At 52.1% G+C, this 21,923-nt stretch carries 23 protein-coding genes; 14 read left to right on the plus strand and 9 right to left on the minus strand.

Annotation, left to right across the window (positions count from 1 at the left end; all coding sequences use genetic code 11):
• Positions 1 to 13: 13 nt before the first annotated feature.
• The 5 genes from yeiB to mglC all read left to right on the plus strand — a co-directional run bounded on the left by yeiB (position 14) and on the right by mglC (position 6,251).
• Entirely contained in the window at positions 14 to 1,171 is a 1,158-nt protein-coding gene (gene yeiB, locus JQN59_RS08215) for a DUF418 domain-containing protein YeiB (RefSeq protein WP_048215912.1), read from the plus strand.
• Between the two features lie 144 nt (positions 1,172 to 1,315).
• The gene (gene galS / locus JQN59_RS08220; RefSeq protein WP_020996668.1) at positions 1,316 to 2,341 is read left to right on the plus strand and encodes an HTH-type transcriptional regulator GalS; all 1,026 of its coding nucleotides are present in this window, start codon (positions 1,316 to 1,318) and stop codon (positions 2,339 to 2,341) included.
• Positions 2,342 to 2,634: 293 nt separating this feature from the next.
• Positions 2,635 to 3,633, plus strand: coding sequence for a galactose/glucose ABC transporter substrate-binding protein MglB (gene mglB, locus JQN59_RS08225; RefSeq protein ID WP_003027399.1), 999 nt, complete (start codon positions 2,635 to 2,637; stop codon positions 3,631 to 3,633).
• A 71-nt stretch (positions 3,634 to 3,704) separates the two neighbouring features.
• The gene (gene mglA / locus JQN59_RS08230; RefSeq protein ID WP_003027396.1) at positions 3,705 to 5,225 is read left to right on the plus strand and encodes a galactose/methyl galactoside ABC transporter ATP-binding protein MglA; all 1,521 of its coding nucleotides are present in this window, start codon (positions 3,705 to 3,707) and stop codon (positions 5,223 to 5,225) included.
• A 15-nt stretch (positions 5,226 to 5,240) separates the two neighbouring features.
• Positions 5,241 to 6,251, plus strand: coding sequence for a galactose/methyl galactoside ABC transporter permease MglC (mglC, locus tag JQN59_RS08235; RefSeq protein WP_003027393.1), 1,011 nt, complete (start codon positions 5,241 to 5,243; stop codon positions 6,249 to 6,251).
• Between the two features lie 51 nt (positions 6,252 to 6,302).
• Here mglC and JQN59_RS08240 read toward each other — a convergent pair whose 3' ends face one another.
• From JQN59_RS08240 to JQN59_RS08265, 6 genes are all read right to left on the minus strand, one after another.
• Positions 6,303 to 6,542, minus strand: a complete 240-nt coding sequence (locus JQN59_RS08240; RefSeq protein WP_003834502.1) for a DUF2542 family protein — start codon at positions 6,540 to 6,542, stop codon at positions 6,303 to 6,305.
• 2 nt (positions 6,543 to 6,544) lie between these two features.
• Positions 6,545 to 7,264: an outer membrane permeability protein SanA gene (gene sanA, locus JQN59_RS08245; protein WP_003027383.1), complete on the minus strand. Its 720-nt coding sequence runs from the start codon at positions 7,262 to 7,264 to the stop codon at positions 6,545 to 6,547.
• A gap of 163 nt (positions 7,265 to 7,427) precedes the next feature.
• Complete coding sequence (gene cdd / locus JQN59_RS08250; RefSeq protein WP_149608286.1) at positions 7,428 to 8,312, minus strand: cytidine deaminase; 885 nt, start codon at positions 8,310 to 8,312, stop codon at positions 7,428 to 7,430.
• 148 nt (positions 8,313 to 8,460) lie between these two features.
• On the minus strand, positions 8,461 to 9,156 hold the full coding sequence (locus JQN59_RS08255) for a CidB/LrgB family autolysis modulator (RefSeq protein WP_003027380.1): 696 nt from the start codon (positions 9,154 to 9,156) through the stop codon (positions 8,461 to 8,463).
• Complete coding sequence (locus JQN59_RS08260; RefSeq protein WP_003834497.1) at positions 9,153 to 9,557, minus strand: CidA/LrgA family protein; 405 nt, start codon at positions 9,555 to 9,557, stop codon at positions 9,153 to 9,155. Before JQN59_RS08260 ends, JQN59_RS08255 begins: the two co-directional genes overlap by 4 nt.
• A 131-nt stretch (positions 9,558 to 9,688) precedes the next feature.
• Positions 9,689 to 10,597, minus strand: coding sequence for a LysR substrate-binding domain-containing protein (locus JQN59_RS08265; RefSeq protein WP_008785262.1), 909 nt, complete (start codon positions 10,595 to 10,597; stop codon positions 9,689 to 9,691).
• Between the two features lie 126 nt (positions 10,598 to 10,723).
• Here JQN59_RS08265 and mhbT point away from each other — a divergent pair, with 126 nt between their 5' ends.
• The 6 genes from mhbT to dusC all read left to right on the plus strand — a co-directional run bounded on the left by mhbT (position 10,724) and on the right by dusC (position 16,715).
• Positions 10,724 to 12,082: a 3-hydroxybenzoate transporter MhbT gene (gene mhbT, locus JQN59_RS08270; protein ID WP_103014204.1), complete on the plus strand. Its 1,359-nt coding sequence runs from the start codon at positions 10,724 to 10,726 to the stop codon at positions 12,080 to 12,082.
• Between the two features lie 11 nt (positions 12,083 to 12,093).
• Entirely contained in the window at positions 12,094 to 13,131 is a 1,038-nt protein-coding gene (gene gtdA / locus JQN59_RS08275; RefSeq protein WP_048215915.1) for a gentisate 1,2-dioxygenase, read from the plus strand.
• A gap of 15 nt (positions 13,132 to 13,146) precedes the next feature.
• Positions 13,147 to 13,848, plus strand: coding sequence for a fumarylacetoacetate hydrolase family protein (locus tag JQN59_RS08280; RefSeq protein ID WP_003845199.1), 702 nt, complete (start codon positions 13,147 to 13,149; stop codon positions 13,846 to 13,848).
• Between the two features lie 8 nt (positions 13,849 to 13,856).
• Positions 13,857 to 14,501 carry a maleylacetoacetate isomerase gene (maiA, locus tag JQN59_RS08285; protein ID WP_079934534.1) on the plus strand — a complete coding sequence of 215 codons (645 nt, stop codon included), beginning with the start codon at positions 13,857 to 13,859 and terminating at the stop codon, positions 14,499 to 14,501.
• 14 nt (positions 14,502 to 14,515) lie between these two features.
• Positions 14,516 to 15,709: a 3-hydroxybenzoate 6-monooxygenase gene (locus JQN59_RS08290; protein WP_149608285.1), complete on the plus strand. Its 1,194-nt coding sequence runs from the start codon at positions 14,516 to 14,518 to the stop codon at positions 15,707 to 15,709.
• A gap of 61 nt (positions 15,710 to 15,770) precedes the next feature.
• Positions 15,771 to 16,715 carry a tRNA dihydrouridine(16) synthase DusC gene (gene dusC, locus JQN59_RS08295; protein WP_048215919.1) on the plus strand — a complete coding sequence of 315 codons (945 nt, stop codon included), beginning with the start codon at positions 15,771 to 15,773 and terminating at the stop codon, positions 16,713 to 16,715.
• A 103-nt stretch (positions 16,716 to 16,818) separates the two neighbouring features.
• Here the strand turns inward: dusC and yohP are convergent, their stop codons facing one another.
• Positions 16,819 to 16,902, minus strand: coding sequence for a small membrane protein YohP (yohP, locus tag JQN59_RS27230; protein ID WP_015572324.1), 84 nt, complete (start codon positions 16,900 to 16,902; stop codon positions 16,819 to 16,821).
• Positions 16,903 to 16,972: 70 nt separating this feature from the next.
• A complete protein-coding gene (locus JQN59_RS08300; RefSeq protein WP_048224585.1) occupies positions 16,973 to 17,707 on the minus strand; it encodes a class I SAM-dependent methyltransferase in 735 nt (244 codons plus the stop codon).
• A 169-nt stretch (positions 17,708 to 17,876) separates the two neighbouring features.
• Between JQN59_RS08300 and mdtQ the strand changes: the two genes are divergently transcribed.
• Positions 17,877 to 19,316 (plus strand): multidrug resistance outer membrane protein MdtQ, encoded by a 1,440-nt coding sequence (mdtQ, locus tag JQN59_RS08305; protein ID WP_103014209.1) that lies wholly within the window; start codon positions 17,877 to 17,879, stop codon positions 19,314 to 19,316.
• Positions 19,317 to 19,353: 37 nt separating this feature from the next.
• On the opposite strand, the gene JQN59_RS08310 is transcribed toward mdtQ, so the two are convergent.
• Entirely contained in the window at positions 19,354 to 19,923 is a 570-nt protein-coding gene (locus tag JQN59_RS08310; protein WP_003834476.1) for a DedA family protein, read from the minus strand.
• A gap of 240 nt (positions 19,924 to 20,163) precedes the next feature.
• Between JQN59_RS08310 and JQN59_RS08315 the strand changes: the two genes are divergently transcribed.
• Together JQN59_RS08315 and pbpG are read left to right on the plus strand one after the other, a co-directional pair.
• The gene (locus JQN59_RS08315; RefSeq protein ID WP_003834475.1) at positions 20,164 to 20,751 is read left to right on the plus strand and encodes a Yip1 family protein; all 588 of its coding nucleotides are present in this window, start codon (positions 20,164 to 20,166) and stop codon (positions 20,749 to 20,751) included.
• 180 nt (positions 20,752 to 20,931) lie between these two features.
• Complete coding sequence (gene pbpG, locus JQN59_RS08320; protein WP_020996667.1) at positions 20,932 to 21,879, plus strand: D-alanyl-D-alanine endopeptidase; 948 nt, start codon at positions 20,932 to 20,934, stop codon at positions 21,877 to 21,879.
• Positions 21,880 to 21,923 lie beyond the last annotated feature (44 nt).

Here is a 21,923-nt window from a genome sequence, read left to right on the forward strand (position 1 = left end):
TAGGACAGGAACCATGGAGCGTAATGTCACGCTGGATTTTATTCGTGGCGTTGCCATTCTTGGTATCCTGCTTCTCAATATTAGCGCCTTTGGCTTGCCGAAGGCGGCATATCTCAACCCCGCCTGGTATGGCGACATTACCTTATCTGACGCCTGGACCTGGGCGCTGCTCGATCTCTTCGCGCAGGTAAAATTCCTCACGCTGTTTGCTCTGCTGTTTGGTGCTGGTCTGCAAATGCTGCTCCCGCGTGGTAAACGCTGGATCCAGTCGCGGCTTACGTTGCTGGTGCTGTTGGGATTTATTCACGGTTTACTCTTCTGGGATGGCGATATCCTGCTGGCATATGGCTTGATCGGCCTGATTTGCTGGCGGCTGATCCGGGATGCGCCGTCGGTGAAAAGCTTGTTTAACACCGGCGTGGTGCTTTATTTGGCGGGCGTTGGTGTATTGCTGCTGTTGGGTGTGATCTCCGGGAGCGAAACCAGCCGGGCCTGGACGCCGGATGCTTCAGCGCTGCTGTATGAAAAATACTGGAAAGTGAACGGCGGAATGGAAGCAATCAGCAATCGCGTGGATATGATGTCCAATAGCTTGCTGGCGTTAGGCGCGCAATATGGCTGGCAACTGGCGGGGATGATGCTGCTCGGCGCGGCATTAATGCGTAGCGGCTGGCTAAAAGGGCAGTACAGTTTGCAGCATTATCGACGCACTGGCGTTCTGCTGGTTATTATCGGCATGGCGATTAACCTGCCTGCTATCATCGCTCAGTGGCATCTGGACTGGGCCTACCGCTGGTGTGCCTTCCTGTTACAAGCCCCGCGAGAGCTGGGGGCGCCTTTGCAAACCATTGGTTATGCTGCGCTGATGTTTGGTTTCTGGCCACAGCTTAGTCGCTTCAAATGGGTCATTGCTATCGCCTGTGTGGGGCGCATGGCATTAACCAACTATCTGTTACAAACCTTAATCTGCACCACGTTGTTTTATCAGGCCGGTTTATTTATGAAATTTGACCGGCTGGAGCTGCTGTTTTTCGTCATCCCTGTCTGGGCGATTAACTTACTTTTCTCTGTCATATGGCTGCGTTTCTACCGGCAGGGCCCGGTGGAATGGCTGTGGCGTCAATTAACCCTGCGTGCTGCGGGGACATCATTACCGCGAACATCCAGATAACGATCTGGATCACATTCATTAACAAAATGGATGTAAGCGCTTTCATTCCTGTGACATCACTCACGCAGTCCGTTTCATTGTGCTGACAAAATACCCAGCCTGGGGTGTCTGCGGGCAGCCGCAATCTAAAACAGGGCAGTGAATATGGTAACCATTCGTGATGTGGCACGGCAGTCTGGCGTTTCTGTAGCGACCGTTTCCCGCGTACTGAACAACAGTGCGCTGGTGAGTCCCGATACGCGTGAAGCGGTAATGAAGGCAGTCACTCAGCTTGGCTATCGACCTAATGCCAACGCACAAGCACTGGCGACGCAGGTAAGCGACACGATTGGTGTTGTCGTCATGGATGTATCAGATGCGTTTTTTGGCGCGCTGGTAAAAGCCGTGGATATGGTTGCCCAGCAGCATCAGAAGTATGTCCTGATTGGCAACAGCTACCATGAGGCGGAAAAAGAACGTCATGCCATTGAGGTGTTGATTCGCCAACGCTGTAACGCGCTGATTGTACACTCTAAAGCGCTGAGCGATCGGGAACTGGCCGAGTTTATGGATCAAATCCCCGGCATGGTACTGATCAACCGCCTTGTTCCGGGTTATGCTCACCGTTGCGTCTGCCTGGATAACATCAGCGGTGCCAAAATGGCTACCCGAATGCTGCTAAATAATGGTCATCAACGCATAGGTTATCTGGCATCAAGCCACCGCATTGAAGATGACGCCATGCGCAAAGAAGGGTGGTTAACTGCCCTGCAAGAGCAGGGGATTGTTGCGGCAGAAAGCTGGGTCGGCACCGGTTCGCCCGATATGCAGGGCGGAGAGTCCGCGATGGTGGAATTGCTGGGGCGTAACTTACAACTGACGGCGGTCTTCGCTTATAACGACAATATGGCAGCAGGCGCACTGACCGCGCTAAAAGATAACGGCATCGCTATTCCATTACACCTTTCTATCATTGGCTTCGATGATATTCCCATCGCACGTTACACCGATCCGCAGCTAACCACTGTGCGCTATCCCATTGCCTCAATGGCAAAAATGGCGACGGAGCTTGCGCTACAGGGGGCGGCTGGCACGTTGGATCCGCAGGCGTCGCATTGTTTTATGCCAACGCTGGTGCGTCGTCATTCAGTAGCGCTGCGGCAGAATGCGGCACCGATCACTAACTCATAACGTTGCGCGATGTAACCGCTTTCAATATGTGAGTAAATTCACAGTATATTAACAATGCGATAGCTATGATGACACTGTTTGTTGCGCTGTAACTACTATGTAACGGTGAATAATCACTTTCATCGAGGTATAGGTGCCTTAAACAAAAATTAAAGCCTGTTTTTGGAGCGTTGCCAGACACGGAAGAAATATTTTTTAAAAGTGAGCTTCGGCGTTCAGTAACACTTCAGTAACGTTCTGCCTGCCGAGCATTTATCTCAAGTACTACCCTGCATAATAAAACCGGAGATACCATGAATAAGAAGGTGTTGACCCTGTCTGCTGTAATGGCAAGCATGTTATTCGGCGCGGCTGCGCACGCTGCTGATACCCGCATTGGTGTGACTATCTATAAGTATGACGATAACTTTATGTCTGTAGTACGTAAGGCTATTGAAAAAGATGCCAAAGCGGCACCAGATGTACAGTTGCTGATGAACGACTCGCAGAACGACCAGTCCAAACAAAACGATCAGATCGACGTGCTGCTGGCAAAAGGCGTTAAAGCACTGGCGATTAACCTGGTTGACCCGGCAGCTGCTGGCACGGTCATTGAAAAAGCACGCGGACAGAACGTACCGATCGTATTCTTCAACAAAGAACCTTCTCGTAAAGCGCTGGACAGCTATGACAAAGCGTATTACGTCGGTACCGACTCTAAAGAGTCCGGCATTATTCAGGGTGATTTGATTGCCAAACACTGGGCAGCTAACCCGAACTGGGACCTGAACAAAGACGGCAAAATTCAGTTTGTTCTGCTGAAAGGCGAACCGGGACACCCGGATGCTGAAGCACGTACCACTTACGTGATTAAAGAGCTGAACGACAAAGGCATTAAAACTGAGCAGCTGCAGTTAGATACTGCAATGTGGGATACCGCTCAGGCGAAAGATAAGATGGATGCGTGGATGTCTGGTCCAAACGCGAACAAAATTGAAGTGGTTATCGCTAACAACGATGCGATGGCAATGGGTGCAGTTGAAGCGCTGAAAGCGCACAACAAAACCAGCGTACCAGTATTTGGTGTGGATGCGCTGCCTGAAGCGCTGGCTCTGGTGAAATCTGGCGCCATGGCCGGTACCGTCCTGAACGATGCCAACAACCAGGCGAAAGCCACCTTCGATCTGGCGAAAAACCTGGCTGACGGCAAAGGTGCGGCAGATGGCACTAACTGGAAAATTGAGAACAAGATTGTTCGCGTTCCGTACGTAGGTGTCGATAAAGATAATCTGGCAGAGTTCACCAACAAATAAATACTCCGTATGTGGGCGCAATTTCATTGCGCCCTTAATAACGCACTCTGCAAGGCCAACAAGGTATAATTATGGTCAGCACACATACTCAGTCGTCAGGCGAATACTTGTTGGAAATGACCGGCATCAACAAGTCCTTCCCCGGCGTTAAGGCGCTTGATAATGTCAATTTAAAAGTCCGCCCGCATTCTATTCACGCCCTAATGGGAGAGAATGGCGCGGGGAAATCAACATTATTGAAATGTCTTTTCGGCATCTATCAAAAAGATTCCGGCAGTATTTTATTTCAGGGTAAAGAAATCGATTTTCATTCTGCGAAAGAAGCGCTTGAAAATGGTATTTCGATGGTACACCAGGAATTAAACCTGGTATTACAACGTTCTGTAATGGACAACATGTGGCTGGGACGCTATCCCACCAAGGGCATGTTTGTCGATCAGGAAAAAATGTACCGTGATACCAAAGCGATATTTGATGAACTGGATATTGATATCGATCCGCGTGCGCGTGTCGGCACATTATCTGTTTCACAAATGCAGATGATTGAAATTGCGAAAGCATTCTCCTATGACGCCAAAATCGTCATCATGGATGAGCCAACTTCATCGTTAACTGAAAAAGAAGTTAACCATCTGTTCACCATCATCCGTAAGCTGAAAGAGCGTGGATGCGGTATTGTTTATATCTCTCACAAAATGGAAGAAATCTTCCAGCTGTGCGATGAAATTACCGTTCTGCGCGATGGCCAGTGGATTGCGACCCAGCCGCTGGAAGGGCTGGATATGGATAAGATCATCGCCATGATGGTCGGACGTTCACTGAACCAACGTTTTCCGGATAAAGAAAACAAACCTGGTGAAGTCATTCTGCAAGTGCGTAACCTGACCTCGCTGCGCCAGCCGTCGATTCGTGATATCTCGTTTGATTTGCACAAAGGGGAGATTCTTGGGATTGCAGGTCTGGTAGGCGCAAAACGCACGGATATCGTTGAAACGCTTTTTGGTATTCGTGAGAAATCATCAGGTACGATTACGCTACACGGCAAAAAAATTAATAACCACAGTGCAAATGAAGCCATCAACCATGGTTTTGCACTGGTCACGGAAGAGCGCCGTTCAACCGGTATTTATGCGTATCTGGACATTGGTTTTAACTCGTTAATTTCCAATATCCAAAACTATAAAAACAAAGTTGGTCTGTTGGATAATTCCCGCATGAAGAGTGATACCCAGTGGGTAATTGACTCTATGAGGGTAAAAACGCCGGGTCATCGTACGCAAATCGGTTCACTTTCTGGTGGTAATCAGCAAAAAGTGGTTATTGGTCGTTGGTTATTAACGCAGCCAGAAATTCTGATGCTGGATGAACCGACGCGTGGAATCGATGTTGGCGCGAAATTTGAAATTTATCAGTTGATTGCCGAACTCGCGAAAAAGGATAAGGGGATTATTATTATTTCCTCTGAAATGCCGGAGCTGCTGGGTATTACCGATCGTATTCTGGTGATGAGCAATGGTCTCGTTGCTGGAATTGTTGACACTAAAACAACAACGCAAAACGAAATCCTCCGTCTTGCGTCTTTGCACCTTTAAGATTAGGGGCTCCTCATGAGTGCGTTAAATAAGAAAAGCTTTCTTACTTACCTGAAAGAAGGCGGAATTTACGTTGTTCTTTTGGTTTTGCTGGCGATTATTATTTTCCAGGATCCCACTTTCTTAAGCTTACTGAACCTGAGTAATATTCTCACGCAATCCTCGGTGCGTATTATTATCGCATTGGGTGTGGCTGGACTGATTGTTACCCAAGGGACCGACCTGTCGGCGGGGCGTCAGGTTGGCCTGGCGGCAGTGGTGGCGGCAACTCTGTTGCAGTCGATGGAGAATGCCAACAAGGTGTTCCCGGAAATGGCGACGATGCCGATCATTGTAGTGGTGCTGATTGTTTGCGTGATTGGCGCCATTATCGGTCTGGTGAACGGTATTATCATTGCTTATCTGAACGTAACGCCGTTTATTACCACACTGGGTACGATGATTATCGTTTACGGGATCAACTCCCTGTACTACGACTTCGTCGGCGCATCGCCAATTTCTGGCTTTGACAGCGGATTCTCAACCTTTGCGCAGGGCTTTATTGCACTGGGCAGTTTCCGACTCTCCTACATCACTTTCTATGCGCTGATTGCGGTGGCCTTTGTGTGGGTGCTGTGGAACAAGACTCGCTTCGGTAAAAACATTTTCGCCATCGGCGGAAACCCGGAAGCTGCGAAAGTGTCCGGTGTAAACGTTGCGCTGAACCTGCTGATTATCTATGCGTTGTCTGGCGTATTCTATGCCTTCGGTGGTTTGCTGGAAGCCGGACGTATCGGCTCAGCGACCAACAACCTCGGCTTTATGTATGAGCTGGATGCGATTGCGGCGTGCGTGGTTGGCGGCGTGTCGTTCAGCGGCGGGGTAGGTACCGTGTTTGGCGTAGTGACCGGTGTGATTATCTTCACCGTCATCAACTACGGTTTGACCTACATCGGCGTGAACCCATACTGGCAGTATATTATCAAGGGCGGCATTATTATCTTCGCGGTCGCGCTGGACTCACTGAAGTACGCGCGTAAGAAGTAATCTGGGAAGAGAAAAATAAAACCGGTGCAGAGGCGTTCTGCATCGGTTTTTTTATTTGATAAAGAGTAACCAGATACCAGTGAACAGTGCACCAATGGCCATACCGAAATAAACGATGATATAGCTCCAGTAAGTGCTGGGTTCTTTAGCGCGAGAAATGATCATTGGCGTCTGCGAACCTTTCACTGTTTTCTCGACGATACCGGAACGCAGTCCCTTCAGGCCTTCTCTGCACGTCCAGAGAACAATCATCAGTACGCCAATAACGATAAAGATCGTTTTTCCTTCCATGCTTATTTTCCTTGTTTCTTTTGTAATTCGAGTAATTGTTCAGGCGTGACCGCCGGATACCCCTGCGCATCGTCCGGTACCTGATGCATGGTAGGGATGGGCACCAGTGGACCTAAAAAACGGGGCTCACGTTTGAAAATGTAGAGATCGGCGAGTGCGCCAAAACGCGCGCCAAATTCACGAACCCGCACGGTGAGCATATCTTTTGGCGAAGGTACGGCGTAGCACTGGGCCTGGATACCCATATGCAGCGCAATAAACAAGGCGCGCTCACAGTGGAATCGTTGAGTAATAATGATGAAATCGTTGGTATCGAACACCTTGCGGGTACGCACGATGGAGTCAAGCGTCCGAAACCCGGCGTAATCAAGCACGATGTCAGCGGGATCGACGCCTGCGGCAATCAGATCCTTACGCATCGTCATGGGTTCGTTATAGCTTTGCTGGGCATTGTCGCCGCTTAACAGCAGATAGTTTACCTTCCCGCTGTTATAGGCGTTCAATGCGCCCTGAATACGGTAGCGGTAATACTGATTGATGACGCCGGTGCGGTAATACTTCGCCGTGCCCAGAACCACACCGACCTGGCGGTAGGGCAAATCCTGCAGTTCGTCGTAAATGTAGGGAGCCGTCTTCCAGCTCATCCAGCGATCGAGTCCAAGCACAGTCAAAAGCAGCAAGCCTAGCAGGACTAACAGGCTGTAAAACACGCGCTTTAACATGCAGAAAACTCGTTATTTGGATGGAATTTCAATCAGGCTACTGTACCGGAAGACGTAGCGCAAGAAACAGCAGTCTGATTGAGGGGATTTTAGGCATTCTGCATAGTGCCGGATGGCGGTGTAAACACCTTATCCGGCCTACGAACTGGCGTTATTGAGTCGATTAACCCAGGAGAACGCGCTCAATATTATTGCAGCCCAGTGCTTTCAGCGTGGCGAAGGTCGCATCCCACTGAATCAACGGCGCGTCGGCTTTTTCAGCCAGCACGGCGCGTTGGATATCTGGATAATCATAACCGTTCAGATTCAACAGGTTTAACGCGCCCTGCAGCGGTGGCAGGGTCGGGTTAAAGGCGGCATTTTCAGCATAGCTGCCGCTAAAAATACGGCCATCTTTACACTCCAGCGCCACGCCGCTTGGGGATTTGCTGTACGGCATATGACATCTGTTGGCAGCAGTGATTGCCGCTTGGGTCAACGCATCGCCCTGCAGCGCGAAGCCGTGATCCTGCTCGTCCATCAGCAGCGTTTTAATCTCCAGATCTTTCGGGCCGAAGGCATCTGGCAGGTAATCACGCAGCATGTGTGGCGCACGTCCCGGCAGATGAATCCGTAAATCCAGTCCGCTGTTCAGTTCGTTCATAAACTGTCGACAGTGGCCGCACGGCGTGTAGTTGACGGTGATGGCGGCGAGCCCTTTTTCACCGCGCAGCCAGGCGTGGCTGATAGCGCTTTGCTCGGCATGAACAGTTTGCTGCATGGTCGCGCCCAGGAACTCCATGTTCCCACCGAAGTACCAGTTGCCGCTGATGCCGCGAGAAATTGCCCCAACGTTGAAGTTGGACAGCGGAGTACGTGCGCAGGCCGCAGCCAGCGGCAGCAGAGCGAATGCCAGCGCGTCTTCGTCCAGTCCCGATTCGCGTTTCAGCAAAGAGACCTGCTCAGCAGTCAGCATGGCGGGGAAATGTGCATCCGCCAGAACAGGGGCCAGGGCTGATTGCAAGTTATCCGCGAGTTGGGCAAAAGCAGTTTGAAAACGTGGATGCATGGCGATGCCTCATAACAATGTAATGGAATCGTAGTTTACGGGCCTGTTATGGCTTTATATGTGATCCAAATCTCATTGTGTGTGCAACTTATGAAACTTAAATGAAAAATGTGCAACGCATCGCAAATAAATAGCTAAAAAATGAAGATTAACCCACCACTGCCAGAATAATCGGGAACAGGAACGGGGCTACCAGCGAGGTAATAATGCCGCAGATGACCAGCGCCAGTGAGCTAAACGCACCTTCCTGATAGTCCAGTTCCGCACAGCGTGCGGTGCCCAGGGCGTGCGACGCGGTGCCCATTGCCAACCCACGTGCGGCCTTAGTGCGGATACGCATCGCATTAAGCAACGTATGACCAAACACTGCCCCCAGGATACCGACAAAGATGACGCATACGGCGCTGATCGCCGGAATGCCGCCAATACTGCCACCCACCGCCATAGCGATAGGTGTAGTGACCGATTTTGGCATAATAGACGCGGCAATTTGCGGTGATGCGCCCATCAACAAGGCGATTGTTGTACCTGTTACCATCGCCACAACGCTCCCGGCAAAACAGATAGCAATGATTGATTTCCAGCGGGCGCGAATCTGGTGCAACTGTTCGTATAACGGATAGGCCAGCGCGACCACGGCGGGTTGCAGCAAATCGTTCAGCACTTCGCTGCCTTTGAAATAGTGATCGTAGGGAATACCGGTCAGCAGCAGAATGGGAATGATCACCACCATGGCAACAAGCAGCGGATTCAGCAAAGGCATTTTAAAGCGAGCTGCCAGCTTACGTGCGCCAAAAAATACCGCCAGCGTAAGAGGTAACGACCACCAGATATACGACATCATTTTTTTGCTTTAGCCTCTTTTTGCCCAACGATTTTGCGCTCACCGTGCACAATGTGCGAGCTCCAACTCACCACCAGGAAAACGACCAGCGTACTGATGGTACAAGACACCACCACCGGACCAAATTGCGCGCGCAGCAGGTCAAAGTACTGCATGATCCCCACGCCAATCGGGACAAACAACAGGGCCATATAGCGAATCAGCACGTAGCAGCCGGGGTTAACCCATTTTGCCGGTAACACCTGCAAAGCCAGTAAGACAAACAGAATCAGCATGCCGATAATGCTGCCCGGAATGGTGATGGGGAGTAGCGATGCAAGAAAAATACCTGCATAGAGGCAGGCATAAATTAGGACGAATGCGCGCAAATATTGCCAGATAACGTTCAGTGCTTTGCTCATAGTTGAAACCCTTGACGAGACTGATTCATCATACAATTAAACTTAAAAACGTGCTACCGATCACATCATGAATTCTAAGCATAGAGGAAATAGATATCTGGAACATCGGGCGATGGCCCTAACTCTCCGCGCTAAACTTGTGCCAGGTAGTACAGAAAACGATTCAGGGCGGTAGTAGGCGTTTCGTTGTTGCGCCAGAATACGCCGACGCTGCCTTTTTGTTCAATCTTCGGCAGATTCAGGATAGCCAGTTGTCCCTGGGCGGCATACCGTTGTGCCAGCCGTAGAGAAAGAATAGAGATCATGTCGCTACTTTGCAGCAGGTTAGTACTGACGTTGATTGATGCCGATTCAATGATGTTTTCCGGCAACATTACGCCGTTATCAACCAGCGCGTTATCAATGCTTATCCGGATAGGGGTTCCTGTCGGCCAGACAATCCAGCGCCAGTTAGCCAGATCGTGCCAGGTTAGCAGGGGATATTTTGCTAAGGGATGGTCGGGGCGGGCGACGAAACAGACCGGCTCGGTATACAGCACCTGATAATTGAGCGGCAACTGAAGCGCCCGACCGCCGACCCGACCGACGACGACATCCACCGAACCCGCGAGCAGATCGTGCAGTAGCGGGGTCATCACTTTCTCTTCAATATTAAGATGCAGGGTTGGCAGTTCTGTGAGCAAACCCAGTATTGCCTGTGAAACACAGTCGGTCGCTACCGGCGAACAGCCAATCTTCAGACTCCCTACAAGTCCGCCTTGCTTAAAACGGGCGATTTCATACTGCGAACGCTCCATATCATTGATCAGGCGTTGGGCATGTTGCAGTAGCAACTTGCCGCCTTCGGAAGGGCGCAAGCCTTTACTGTGACGTTCAAAGAGCGTGATGCCAATCTCATCTTCGAGCTGTGATAACCATTTCGACAATGCGGGCTGGGTGATATTCATCATCCGGGCGACGTGCGTCAAATTTCCCTGTTCGCCCAGCGCGATAAGCGTTTGCAGGTGTTGCAACTTCAGTTTCTGCGCCCAGTTTGCCATTTGCTATAACCTCCAGGTTATGCCTCTGCATGAAAAGCCATTGTACATTTCATCTCCAAACATACAAAGTCGCAACATACCTAAAACAAAACAGAAATCTACTCTACCTGCACTGAGGCATTCACTATGACTCAACAACGTGATCTACAAGCACTGATCGATTCCGCCCCCGTCGGTAAGACCCAGTGGCGCGTTATCATCTGCTGTTTTCTGGTTGTCATGCTCGACGGATTTGATACCGCGGCGATTGGTTTTATCGCACCCGATATTCGCACTCACTGGCAGCTGACTGCTGGCGATCTGGCACCGCTGTTTGGTGCAGGTCTGCTGGGGCTGACCGCTGGCGCGCTGCTCTGTGGCCCACTGTCCGACCGTTTTGGCCGCAAACGGGTGATAGAACTCTGCGTGGCGCTGTTCGGTGCACTGAGCCTGCTCTCGGCTTTTTCACCCGATCTGCAAACGCTGGTTATTTTGCGCTTTCTTACCGGCTTAGGGCTGGGCGGGGCAATGCCGAATACCATTACTATGACCTCGGAATACCTGCCCGCGCGTCGGCGTGGCGCACTGGTCACCATGATGTTCTGTGGCTTTACTCTGGGATCGGCAATGGGCGGTATCGTCAGCGCACAGCTGGTGCCGGTGATTGGTTGGCACGGCATTCTGGTGCTGGGAGGCGTTCTACCGCTAATGCTGTTTGTTGCTCTGCTGTTTGCGCTACCGGAATCCCCGCGCTGGCAGGTTCGTCGTCAGTTGCCGCAAAACGTGATTGCCAGAACCGTTAGCGCCATCACCCGGGAACGTTATGACAATACCCATTTTTATCTCAACGAAGGTGCCGCGATAGCTAAAGGCAGCATTCGCCAGCTGTTCGTTGGGCGACAGCTGCCTATTACTCTGATGCTATGGGTAGTGTTCTTTATGAGCCTGCTGATTATTTATCTGCTCTCCAGCTGGATGCCAACGCTGCTTAACCATCGTGGAATTGATCTGCAGCATGCCTCCTGGGTAACTGCCGCCTTCCAGATTGGAGGAACTCTGGGGGCACTGGCGCTGGGCGTGCTGATGGACAAATACAATCCTTTCCGCGTGCTGGCCGTGAGTTATGCGCTGGGCGCAGTGTGCATCGTCATGATTGGCCTGAGCGAAAACGGTCTGTGGCTGATGGCACTGGCTATTTTTGGCACCGGCATCGGCATCAGCGGTTCTCAGGTTGGTCTTAATGCGTTAACCGCTACGCTTTATCCGACACAAAGCCGGGCGACGGGCGTCAGCTGGTCTAATGCAGTGGGGCGCTGCGGCGCGATTGTCGGCTCGCTTTCCGGCGGGGTGATGATGGCGATGAATTTCTCATTCGATAACCTGTTTTTCATTATTGCCGTCCCGGCGGCCATCAGCGCGGTAATGCTTACGCTGCTGACGGTTGCTATCCGCCAGTCGGCCTCTGCCTCAAATACTCTGCCACGCGCAGGTGTTGTGAATGAATAAGGAGAATCCCTATGTCTGAACTGAATCAGGACGTTAAGAACAGCCGTCAGCAGTTTTACCAGCATATTTCCGGGCAGAATCTGACCCCGCTGTGGGAGTCGCTGCACCGCCTGGTGCCGCCAACACCGAACGCACATTGCGCGCCTGCGTACTGGAACTATCAGGAGATCCGCCCGCTGCTGCTGGAAAGTGGCGATCTGATTGGCGCGAAAGAGGCGATTCGCCGCGTGCTGGTGCTGGAAAACCCAATGTTGCGTGGACAGTCTTCAATCACCCCAACGCTGTACGCGGGATTGCAGTTAATTATGCCGGGCGAGGTTGCGCCGAGTCATCGTCATAATCAGTCTGCACTGCGCTTTATTGTCGAAGGGAAAGGCGCATTTACCGCCGTGGACGGTGAGCGCACCCAAATGCATGAAGGCGATTTTATTCTGACGCCGCAGTGGCGCTGGCACGATCACGGCAACCCGGGCAGTGAACCGGTGGTGTGGCTGGACGGTCTGGACCTGCCGTTGGTGAACCTGCTGGGCTGTGGCTTTGCGGAAGACTACCCGGAAGATCAGCAGCCGGTCACGCGCAAGGAAGGGGATTACTTACCGCGCTACGCGGCCAATATGCTGCCGCTGCGTCATCAGAAAGGTAACTCATCGCCGATTTTTAACTATCGCTACGATCGCAGCCGTGAAGCACTGCATGACCTGACCCGCATGGGCGACGCCGATGAGTGGGACGGTTACAAGATGCGTTACGTCAACCCGGTAACCGGCGGTTATCCCATGCCTTCGATGGGAACCTTCCTGCAACTGTTGCCGCAGGGCTTTTCCTCACGGATGGCGCGTACCACCGACAGCACTATCTACCACGTGGTGGAAGGAAGTGGGCAGGTCACCATCGGCAACGAAACCTTCAACTTTTCGCCAAAAGATATCTTTGTGGTGCCGACCTGGCACGGCGTGTCGTTCCAGACCCGCGAAGATACCGTCTTATTCAGTTTTTCGGACAGACCGGTTCAGGAAGCACTGGGGTTGTTCCGCGAAGCACGCTATTAATTTGGGAGAGAGAAAATGACGCAATACGTATTTGAACCACAAGCGCCTGTTACCGTTCCGGTTGTTGGCTGTGATGAACAATTTCCTGTGCGCCGTGTTTACTGCGTGGGCCGTAACTATGCCGCTCATGCCCGTGAAATGGGCTTTGATCCGGATCGCGAACCACCGTTCTTCTTCTGTAAACCTGCCGATGCGGTAGTCCCGGTGGCGGCTGGTCAGATCCTTGAACTGCCGTACCCATCGCAAACCGATAACTATCACTATGAGATAGAGCTGGTGGTGGCGATAGGTAAAAAGGGCAGCGATATACCGCTGGAAAAAGCGCACGAATATATCTGGGGCTATGCCACCGGTCTGGATATGACTCGCCGTGACCGGCAGATGGAGATGCGCCAGATGGGGCGTCCGTGGGAAATCGGCAAAGCGTTTGATCTCTCTGCGCCCATCGCGCCGCTGCATAAAGCCAGCGAAAGTGTGGATGTTAACCATGCGCCAATCTGGTTGCAGGTCAACGGCGACGATCATCAGCGTAGCGATATTCGCCACCTCATCTGGTCTGTGAATGAAACCATCAGCTATCTGTCTGGTTTCTTCGAACTGCAGCCGGGCGATCTGATCTACACCGGTACCCCAGAAGGCGTGGGGGCGGTAGTGAAAGGGGATGTGATCACCGGAAACGTAGACGGTTTAACCCCCATCGCCGTGAAGATTGTCTGAGGTGGATGATGAAGCTGTACAGTTTCTTTAATAGCTCGGCGTCATATCGGGTGCGCATTGCGCTGGCGCTGAAGGGGCTGGATTACCAGACGGTGGGCGTCAACATTCGCATCGGTCAGCAGAACGAACTGGCCTACCGACGGATGAACCCGGTGGGACTGGTGCCGACTCTGGTGACCGATGACGGAGAATCACTTGGGCAGTCGCTGGCAATAATTGACTGGCTGGATAGCCACTTTCCGCAGTCGCCGCTGCTGCCTGCTGACTTTCCGATGCGCAGTAAGGTGCTGGAAATAGTCTATGCCATCGCCTGTGATATCCACCCGGTGAATAACATGCGGGTACTGCGCTACCTGAGCGAAGAGTTAAAGGTCAGTGAAGAAGATAAAAAACGCTGGTATGCGCACTGGATCCAGCAGGGGCTAAGCGCGGTGGAACAGATGCTGCGCCAGAGCCATTCGGGGACGTTCTGCGTGGGTGATGCGCCAACGCTGGCGGATTGCTGTCTGATCCCACAGTGGGCGAACGCGTTACGTATGGGCTGCGATCTGAGCGGATATCCGCGCTGTAAGGCGGTATATGATGCCTGTACTCAGCTTCCGGCGTTTATCGCAGCCGCGCCCGAGAATCAACAAGATAAAATTCCAGCCTGATAAGGAGAACGACAATGGCTAAAGTGACACGCGCAATTATCGTGGGTGGCGGGATTGGCGGCGCGGCGACCGCGCTATCGCTGGCCCGTCAGGGCATTAAAGTGATGTTGCTGGAGAAAGCGCACGAGATTGGTGAAATTGGCGCGGGTATTCAGCTCGGGCCGAATGCATTCTCTGCTCTGGACAGCCTTGGCGTGGGGGAAATCGCCCGCCAGCGCGCCGTTTTTACCGACCACATCACGATGATGGATGCGGTAAATGCGAAAGAGGTGGTCCGCATTGAAACCGGCCAGGCGTTCCGCGATCACTTTGGCGGTCCTTATGCGGTTATCCATCGGGTTGATATTCACGCCAGCGTTTGGGAAGCGGCGCTGGTGCATCCTAACGTTGAGTATCGCACTTCAACTAACGTGGTTGATATCCGCCAGACAGAGAATGACGTGACGGTATTTGACGAGCACGGCAACAGCTGGACGGCGGATATTTTGGTCGGCTGTGACGGTGTGAAGTCGGTTGTCCGCCAGTCTCTGATTGGCGATGCGCCACGGGTTACCGGACACGTGGTCTATCGCGCCGTGATTGATTGCGATGATATGCCGGAGGATTTACGCATTAACGCACCGGTTCTGTGGGCCGGACCACACTGTCACCTGGTGCACTATCCGCTGCGCGGCGGTAAGCAATATAACCTGGTGGTGACCTTCCACAGTCGTCAGCAGGAAGAGTGGGGCGTGAAGGATGGCAGCAAAGAGGAAGTGCTCTCCTATTTTGCGGGTATCCATCCGCGCCCGCGCCAGATGCTGGATAAACCGACATCATGGCGGCGCTGGTCCACTGCCGACCGCGAGCCGGTAGAAAAATGGGGAACCGACCGCATCACGCTGGTGGGAGACGCCGCGCACCCGGTTGCGCAATATATGGCGCAGGGTGCCTGTATGGCGTTGGAAGACGCGGTAACGCTCGGTAAAGCGCTACAGCAGTGTGGTGGCGATGCGGCTGATGCCTTTGCGCTGTATGAGTCGGTGCGTATTCCGCGTACCGCACGCATCGTCTGGTCAACGCGTGAAATGGGCCGTGTCTACCACGCCGCAGGCGTCGAGCGTCAGGTACGTAATCTGCTGTGGAAAGACAAATCGCAGGCGGAGTTTTATCGCGGTATGGAATGGCTGTACGGTTGGAAAGAAGATAACTGTCTGTTGCCGCGCTGAGCCTCTTTAATCTCCCGAACGGAGGCGCTACCATAGCGCCTCTTTTTTTGCGGGTGACGATATGCGTGTTTTACTGGCGCCGATGGAAGGCGTGCTCGACTCACTGGTGCGCGAGCTGCTGACTGAAGTGAATGATTACGATCTGTGCATCACCGAGTTTGTGCGCGTGGTGGATCAGCTCCTGCCGGCAAAAGTATTTCATCGACTCTGCCCGGAACTGCATAACAACAGCCGGACGCCATCCGGCACGTTGGTTCGCATTCAGCTGTTAGGACAGTATCCGCAGTGGCTGGCGGAGAATGCCGCACGAGCGGTAGAACTGGGCTCGTACGGTGTCGATCTAAACTGTGGCTGTCCATCGAAGCTGGTGAACGGTAGCGGCGGTGGCGCAACATTATTGAAAGATCCTGAGCTTATCTACCGGGGCGCAAAAGCTATGCGCGAGGCGGTCCCGGCTCATCTTCCGGTGACGGTGAAAGTTCGTCTGGGCTGGGACAACAGCGACCGGCAGTTTGAAATTGCCGATGCCGTCCAGCAGGCTGGTGCCAGCGAACTGGCGGTGCATGGCCGAACCAAAGAGCAGGGCTACAAGGCGGAACATATCAACTGGCAGGCGATTGGCGAGATCCGTCAGCGGCTGTCCATTCCGGTTATTGCGAATGGCGAAATCTGGGACTGGCAGAGCGCCCAGGATTGTATGGCCATCAGCGGATGCGATGCGGTGATGATCGGACGTGGCGCATTAAATATTCCGAACCTGAGCCGCGTGGTGAAATACAACGAGCCGCGTATGCCGTGGCCTGAAGTCGTGACGCTGTTGCAAAAATATACCCGCCTTGAAAAGCAGGGGGACACCGGGCTGTATCATGTAGCGCGGATTAAGCAGTGGTTAGGGTATTTGCGCAAAGAATATTCAGAGGCAACAGAACTGTTTCAGGAAATTCGTGCGTTAAATAATTCGCCGGATATCGCACGTGCGATTCAGGCTATCGAGATTACTGCCTGATCTCAGTTCCAGTAGGCCGGATAAGGCGTTTACGCCGCCATCCGGCATCAGAGAGAAGAATAGCCTGAGATTTCTGCTATCAGGCCTGGGCGAAATGACGACATCAGAAAATCATCTTAAACACGCCTGTTACCACCAATAGCCCAATCAGAAAAATAATCAGAATTACCCACAGCAGAATTTTCATTAACTTTCCTTTTTTTGGTAAGTTCAGATTGAGTATAGGAAAGTATCAATCATTCTGCCTGGAGGCGTTGTTATGCAGGTTTACGTGCGCTGAGCAGAAACACCATCGGCCGCTCTTTTTCTTCATCTAAAGCCGGGTTTTCAGCAATCTGTTGCGCGGACGGTCCCCATTCATCGACACAAACGATCTCGAATCCGGCGGCAATCAGCGCATTAATCCAGGTCGCCAGCTTACGGTGCTGTTTTTTGACGCCTTCAGCAAACCAGTTACTGATGCGCTCACCTTCCTGCTGATAATGATTAACCGGCCAGGACAGCTGCCCAGTTTTATCTTTTATCCAACCCTGATTAAGCGGTGCGGTATAAATTGGATGCTCGGCAGAGAAAACTAACATACCGCCTGGTGTTAATGACTGGTAAATGGTTACGAATAATCGTTCTATATCGTGCAAATAGTGCAGGGCAAGCGAGCTATAAACCAGGTCAAAAGAATTTGGGGACAGGGTTAGCGTTTCGAGATCTTCACGCTGATAAACGATGCCATTACCCTGCGTCATACTGTGTGCCTGGGTTAACATCTTTTGTGAAATATCCAGTCCCATTACACTGGCTGCCTGATTATCGCGCGCGTAGCGGCAAAACCAACCATATCCACAGCCCAAATCAAGAATATTTTTGCCTTGAAGAGAGGGGAGCATCGCTTGTATTGTCGGCCATTCTGGCGCGCCGTCGAGTCCCTTTACTGAACGATCCAGCGTGGCATATCCGGCAAAGAACTCAGGATTGTCATAGATATTCTGTGACATAACATCTCCATCCATTAATTATTAAAATTATTTAATCTATATTATTCACTAGGTGTATATTTTGCTGATTATATATTTTTATTGCCAAAGATGTATTGCCACGCGTAACTAAAAAAGCAACAGCGACAAGTCGTAATCTCTGCACATCTTTTCTTACCTGTATATCTCCATGAATCGTAATTCTGTGTTTGTCACGACGGCATTGTTGCCGCTTTTTGTTCTGATGTCTGGCTGCGCGCCGATGCATGATGACCGCCAGTCTCTGTCACAGCAGACGCCTGCCGCAAATGTCGATACCACATTGCCTGCCGCGTTAAAAAATGGCTGGCCGGACAGCCAGTGGTGGAAGGCATATCACGACCCCCAGCTTAATGCGTTGATTGAAAGCACGTTGCGAAATTCTCCTGATATGCAGGTCGCGGAACAGCGCATTCAACTGGCGGAGGCGCAGGCTAAGGCCGTGGAAGCACAAGATGGCCCGGAGATTGACTTCTCCGCAGACGTTGAGCGTCAGAAAATGTCAGCTGAGGGGCTGATGGGACCTTTCGCCATAACCGATCCCGCAGCAGGAACCACGGGGCCGTGGTACACCAATGGAACCTTTGGTTTAACCGCCGGCTGGAATCTGGATCTGTGGGGTAAGAATCGGGCCGAAGTGACTGCGCGTATAGGGGCCGTTAAGGCACGTGAGGCTGAGCGCGAGCAAACCCGGCAGCTGCTGGCGAGCGGTGTCTCCCGTCTTTACTGGGAATGGCAGACGCAGGCGGCGCTGAAAACCGTGTTGACGCAAATCGAAACTGAGCAGCAAAACGTGATTACCGTCGATCGTCAACTGTATCAAAATGGCCTCACTTCTTCGGTAGAAGGTGTCGAAACCGATATCGATTCCAGCAAAACAGAGCAGCAGCTGAATGATGTCAGCGGTAAAATGAAGGTGATTGAGGCGCGCCTAAGCGCGTTGAGCAACTCGCAGTCCGTTGCCCTGAAGCTCCATTCGACCAAACTGCCCGTGGTTGAAAGTCAGCTTCCGTCCCAGCTAGGTTATTCGCTGCTGGCCCGTCGACCAGATTTGCAGGCAGCACACTGGTACATTGAGTCATCGCTGAGCAATATTGATGCGGCGAAAGCGGCGTTTTATCCCGATGTGAATCTGATGGCATTTTTACAACAGGATGCGTTACATCTGAGTGACCTGTTCCGCCATTCCGCGCAGCAAATGGGCGTAACCGCCGGGTTGACGCTGCCTATCTTTGACAGTGGCAGACTGAATGCGAATCTCGATATTACGAAAGCGCAAAGTAATCTGACGGTGGCGAATTACAACAAAGCTGTGGTGGATGCGGTGAATGACGTGGCACGTGCGGCATCGCAGGTAGAAACACTGGCGCAGAAAAATCAGCATCAGCAGCAGATTGAACATGACGCTCAGCGCGTAGTGGGGCTGGCACAGGCGCGCTTTAATGCGGGTATTATTGCGGGCTCCAGGGTTAGCGAGGCAAAGATCCCGGCATTACGTGAGCAGTGCAACGGTCTGCTTTTGCAAGGCCAGTGGCTGGATGCATCAATCCAGTTGACCAGCGCGCTGGGCGGCGGTTATCACGCATCCTGATTGTTCGGCCCGCCGGTGTTCCGCTGTCGGGCCATCTTCATTGCGCTTTACGCGTGCTTCGGCGTTTCATCCACCAGCGAACGCCCGCGACTATCCCAATAACCAGCACCAGCCAGATGCCATGCTTGATATGCTGGTCGAGGCTGTGCAGCCACGGTGCAATCACTTCACCACCGACGTAGCCAAGGGTGGTAAATAGCAATGCCCAGACAAACGCGCCAAGAATATTCAGCGGTAAAAAGATCTTCGGCGGCAGGTGACTGGCGCCAATCAGTAAGGGACCAATAACGCGAAAGCCGTACATAAAGCGCGTACCGACCACAAACAGGTAAGGACGTCGTTGGATCATTTTCTGCGCATAATGAATTTTCGCCTGATGGCGCGAGAAACGACGCAGAATTTTGCCGCCAAAACGACGTCCGAGTAAATAGAGCAACTGATCGCCAATCATCCCACCTAGTGCGACCGAGAGTACCACCAGCGGGAATTTCAGGACTCCCTGATGCGCCACGACGCCGCCTAACAGGGTAATGGTTTCACCTTCCGCCAGGCTGCCGATGATTAACGCAGCATAGCCGTACTGCGCAACATAATGCGTTATATCCATACGTTGTATGACCTCCACTGGTCATAGCATACACCCTATGATTATTTGATGCCGGAAAAGCCGCGTAGTAGCGCTTAACGTCGTTCAGTTCCCTAATGCCTGATGGCGCTTCGCTTATCAAGCCTACGGCTTACACACTTTTTACCCGGCGCTTCGGTATTTTCTCTGTGTACATAAAATAATCAAAAGCTGAATTATAATTGAAGTGTTGAGGTCCGGAGCTGACAAGAAGGGGGCGGTATGAACCATGTCTGGGGGCTGTTTTCCCATCCCGATCGTGAAATGCACGTGATCAACAGCGAAAACGAAAGTGTTTCGCATCACTATACCCACCATGTACTGCTGATGGCGGCAATCCCGGTTGTTTGCGCGTTTATCGGTACCACGCAAATCGGCTGGAATTTTGGCGATGGCAATATCCTGAAGTTATCTCTGTTGACCGGATTTGCGATGGCAATTCTGTTCTACGGGGTCATGCTGGCAGGCGTCGCCGTCATGGGCCGGGTTATTTGGTGGATGGCGCGTAATTATCCGCAACGTCCGTCGCTGGCGCATTGTATGGTGTTTGCCGGATATGTCGCGACGCCGCTGTTTTTAAGCGGGCTGGTCGCACTTTATCCGCTGGTCTGGCTGTGCGCATTGGTGGGGACCATTGCGCTGTTTTACACCGGTTATTTACTCTATCTCGGCATTCCGACGTTCCTGAATATCTCTAAAGAGGAAGGCCTGAGCTTTTCCAGTTCGACGCTGGCGATCGGTGTTCTGGTGCTGGAAGTTCTGCTGGCGATTACGGTAATCCTGTGGGGTTACGGCTATCGGTTATTCTGACGGATAAACCTGTCTGCGCTGCGTTGTTGACGTAAAAGTCAGCAACGCAGCATTTCGAGACGATTCTCCTGTGGCGGCAAACCTGCCGGATCGCTATGATGCCTGAGCTAGCTTGAGATAATACTTAGTCTCTGGCGGTGTGCGTTGTGACGTGCGTGAACCATTATCAGAAATCTCATCATGCTGAAATTCCGAGTTTCATTATTAAGCCTTGCCCTGGTGCTGGCCGTTCCTTTTGCACCCCAAGCCGTGGCGAAAACGGCAACTACCGCAGCAGCTTCTCAGCCTGAGATAGCGTCCGGTAGCGCGATGATTGTTGATCTGAATACCAACAAAGTTATCTATTCGAACCACCCGGATCTGGTGCGTCCGATTGCGTCGATTACCAAATTAATGACCGCGATGGTGGTGCTTGATGCACGACTGCCGTTGGATGAGAAGCTGAAAGTTGATATCAGTCAGACGCCGGAAATGAAAGGCATCTACTCTCGTGTGCGACTGAACAGTGAAATTAGCCGTAAAGACATGCTGCTGCTGGCGCTGATGTCATCAGAAAACCGTGCGGCGGCGAGCCTGGCGCATCATTACCCTGGCGGTTATAACGCGTTTATTAAGGCCATGAATGCCAAAGCGAAAGCGCTCGGCATGACTCAGACTCGCTTTGTGGAACCAACCGGCTTATCGATTCATAACGTCTCGACCGCCCGTGATTTAACCAAGCTGCTGATCGCCAGCAAACAGTATCCGCTGATTGGCCAGTTAAGCACCACGCGTGAAGATATGGCGACTTTTGCCAACCCGGCTTATACGCTGCCATTCCGTAACACTAACCATCTGGTATACCGCGATAACTGGAATATTCAGTTAACCAAAACCGGGTTTACCAATGCGGCAGGCCACTGTCTGGTGATGCGCACCGTGATCAATAACAAACCGGTGGCGCTGGTGGTGATGGATGCGTTCGGTAAATATACCCACTTTGCTGATGCCAGCCGTTTACGTACCTGGATCGAAACGGGCAAGGTGATGCCGGTTCCGGCAGCGGCGCTGAGCTATAAAAAGCAAAAAGCGGCGCAGATGGCAGCGGCGGGTTCAGTGACGAGCGAGCAAACTGCACAGAACGATTAAATAAGACAACTTATCCGGCATACACATAGCTAATGTAGCGGTAG

The sequence above is a fragment of the Citrobacter sp. B72 genome, assembly GCF_016894305.1.
Classification (GTDB): Bacteria; Pseudomonadota; Gammaproteobacteria; order Enterobacterales; family Enterobacteriaceae; genus Citrobacter; species Citrobacter portucalensis.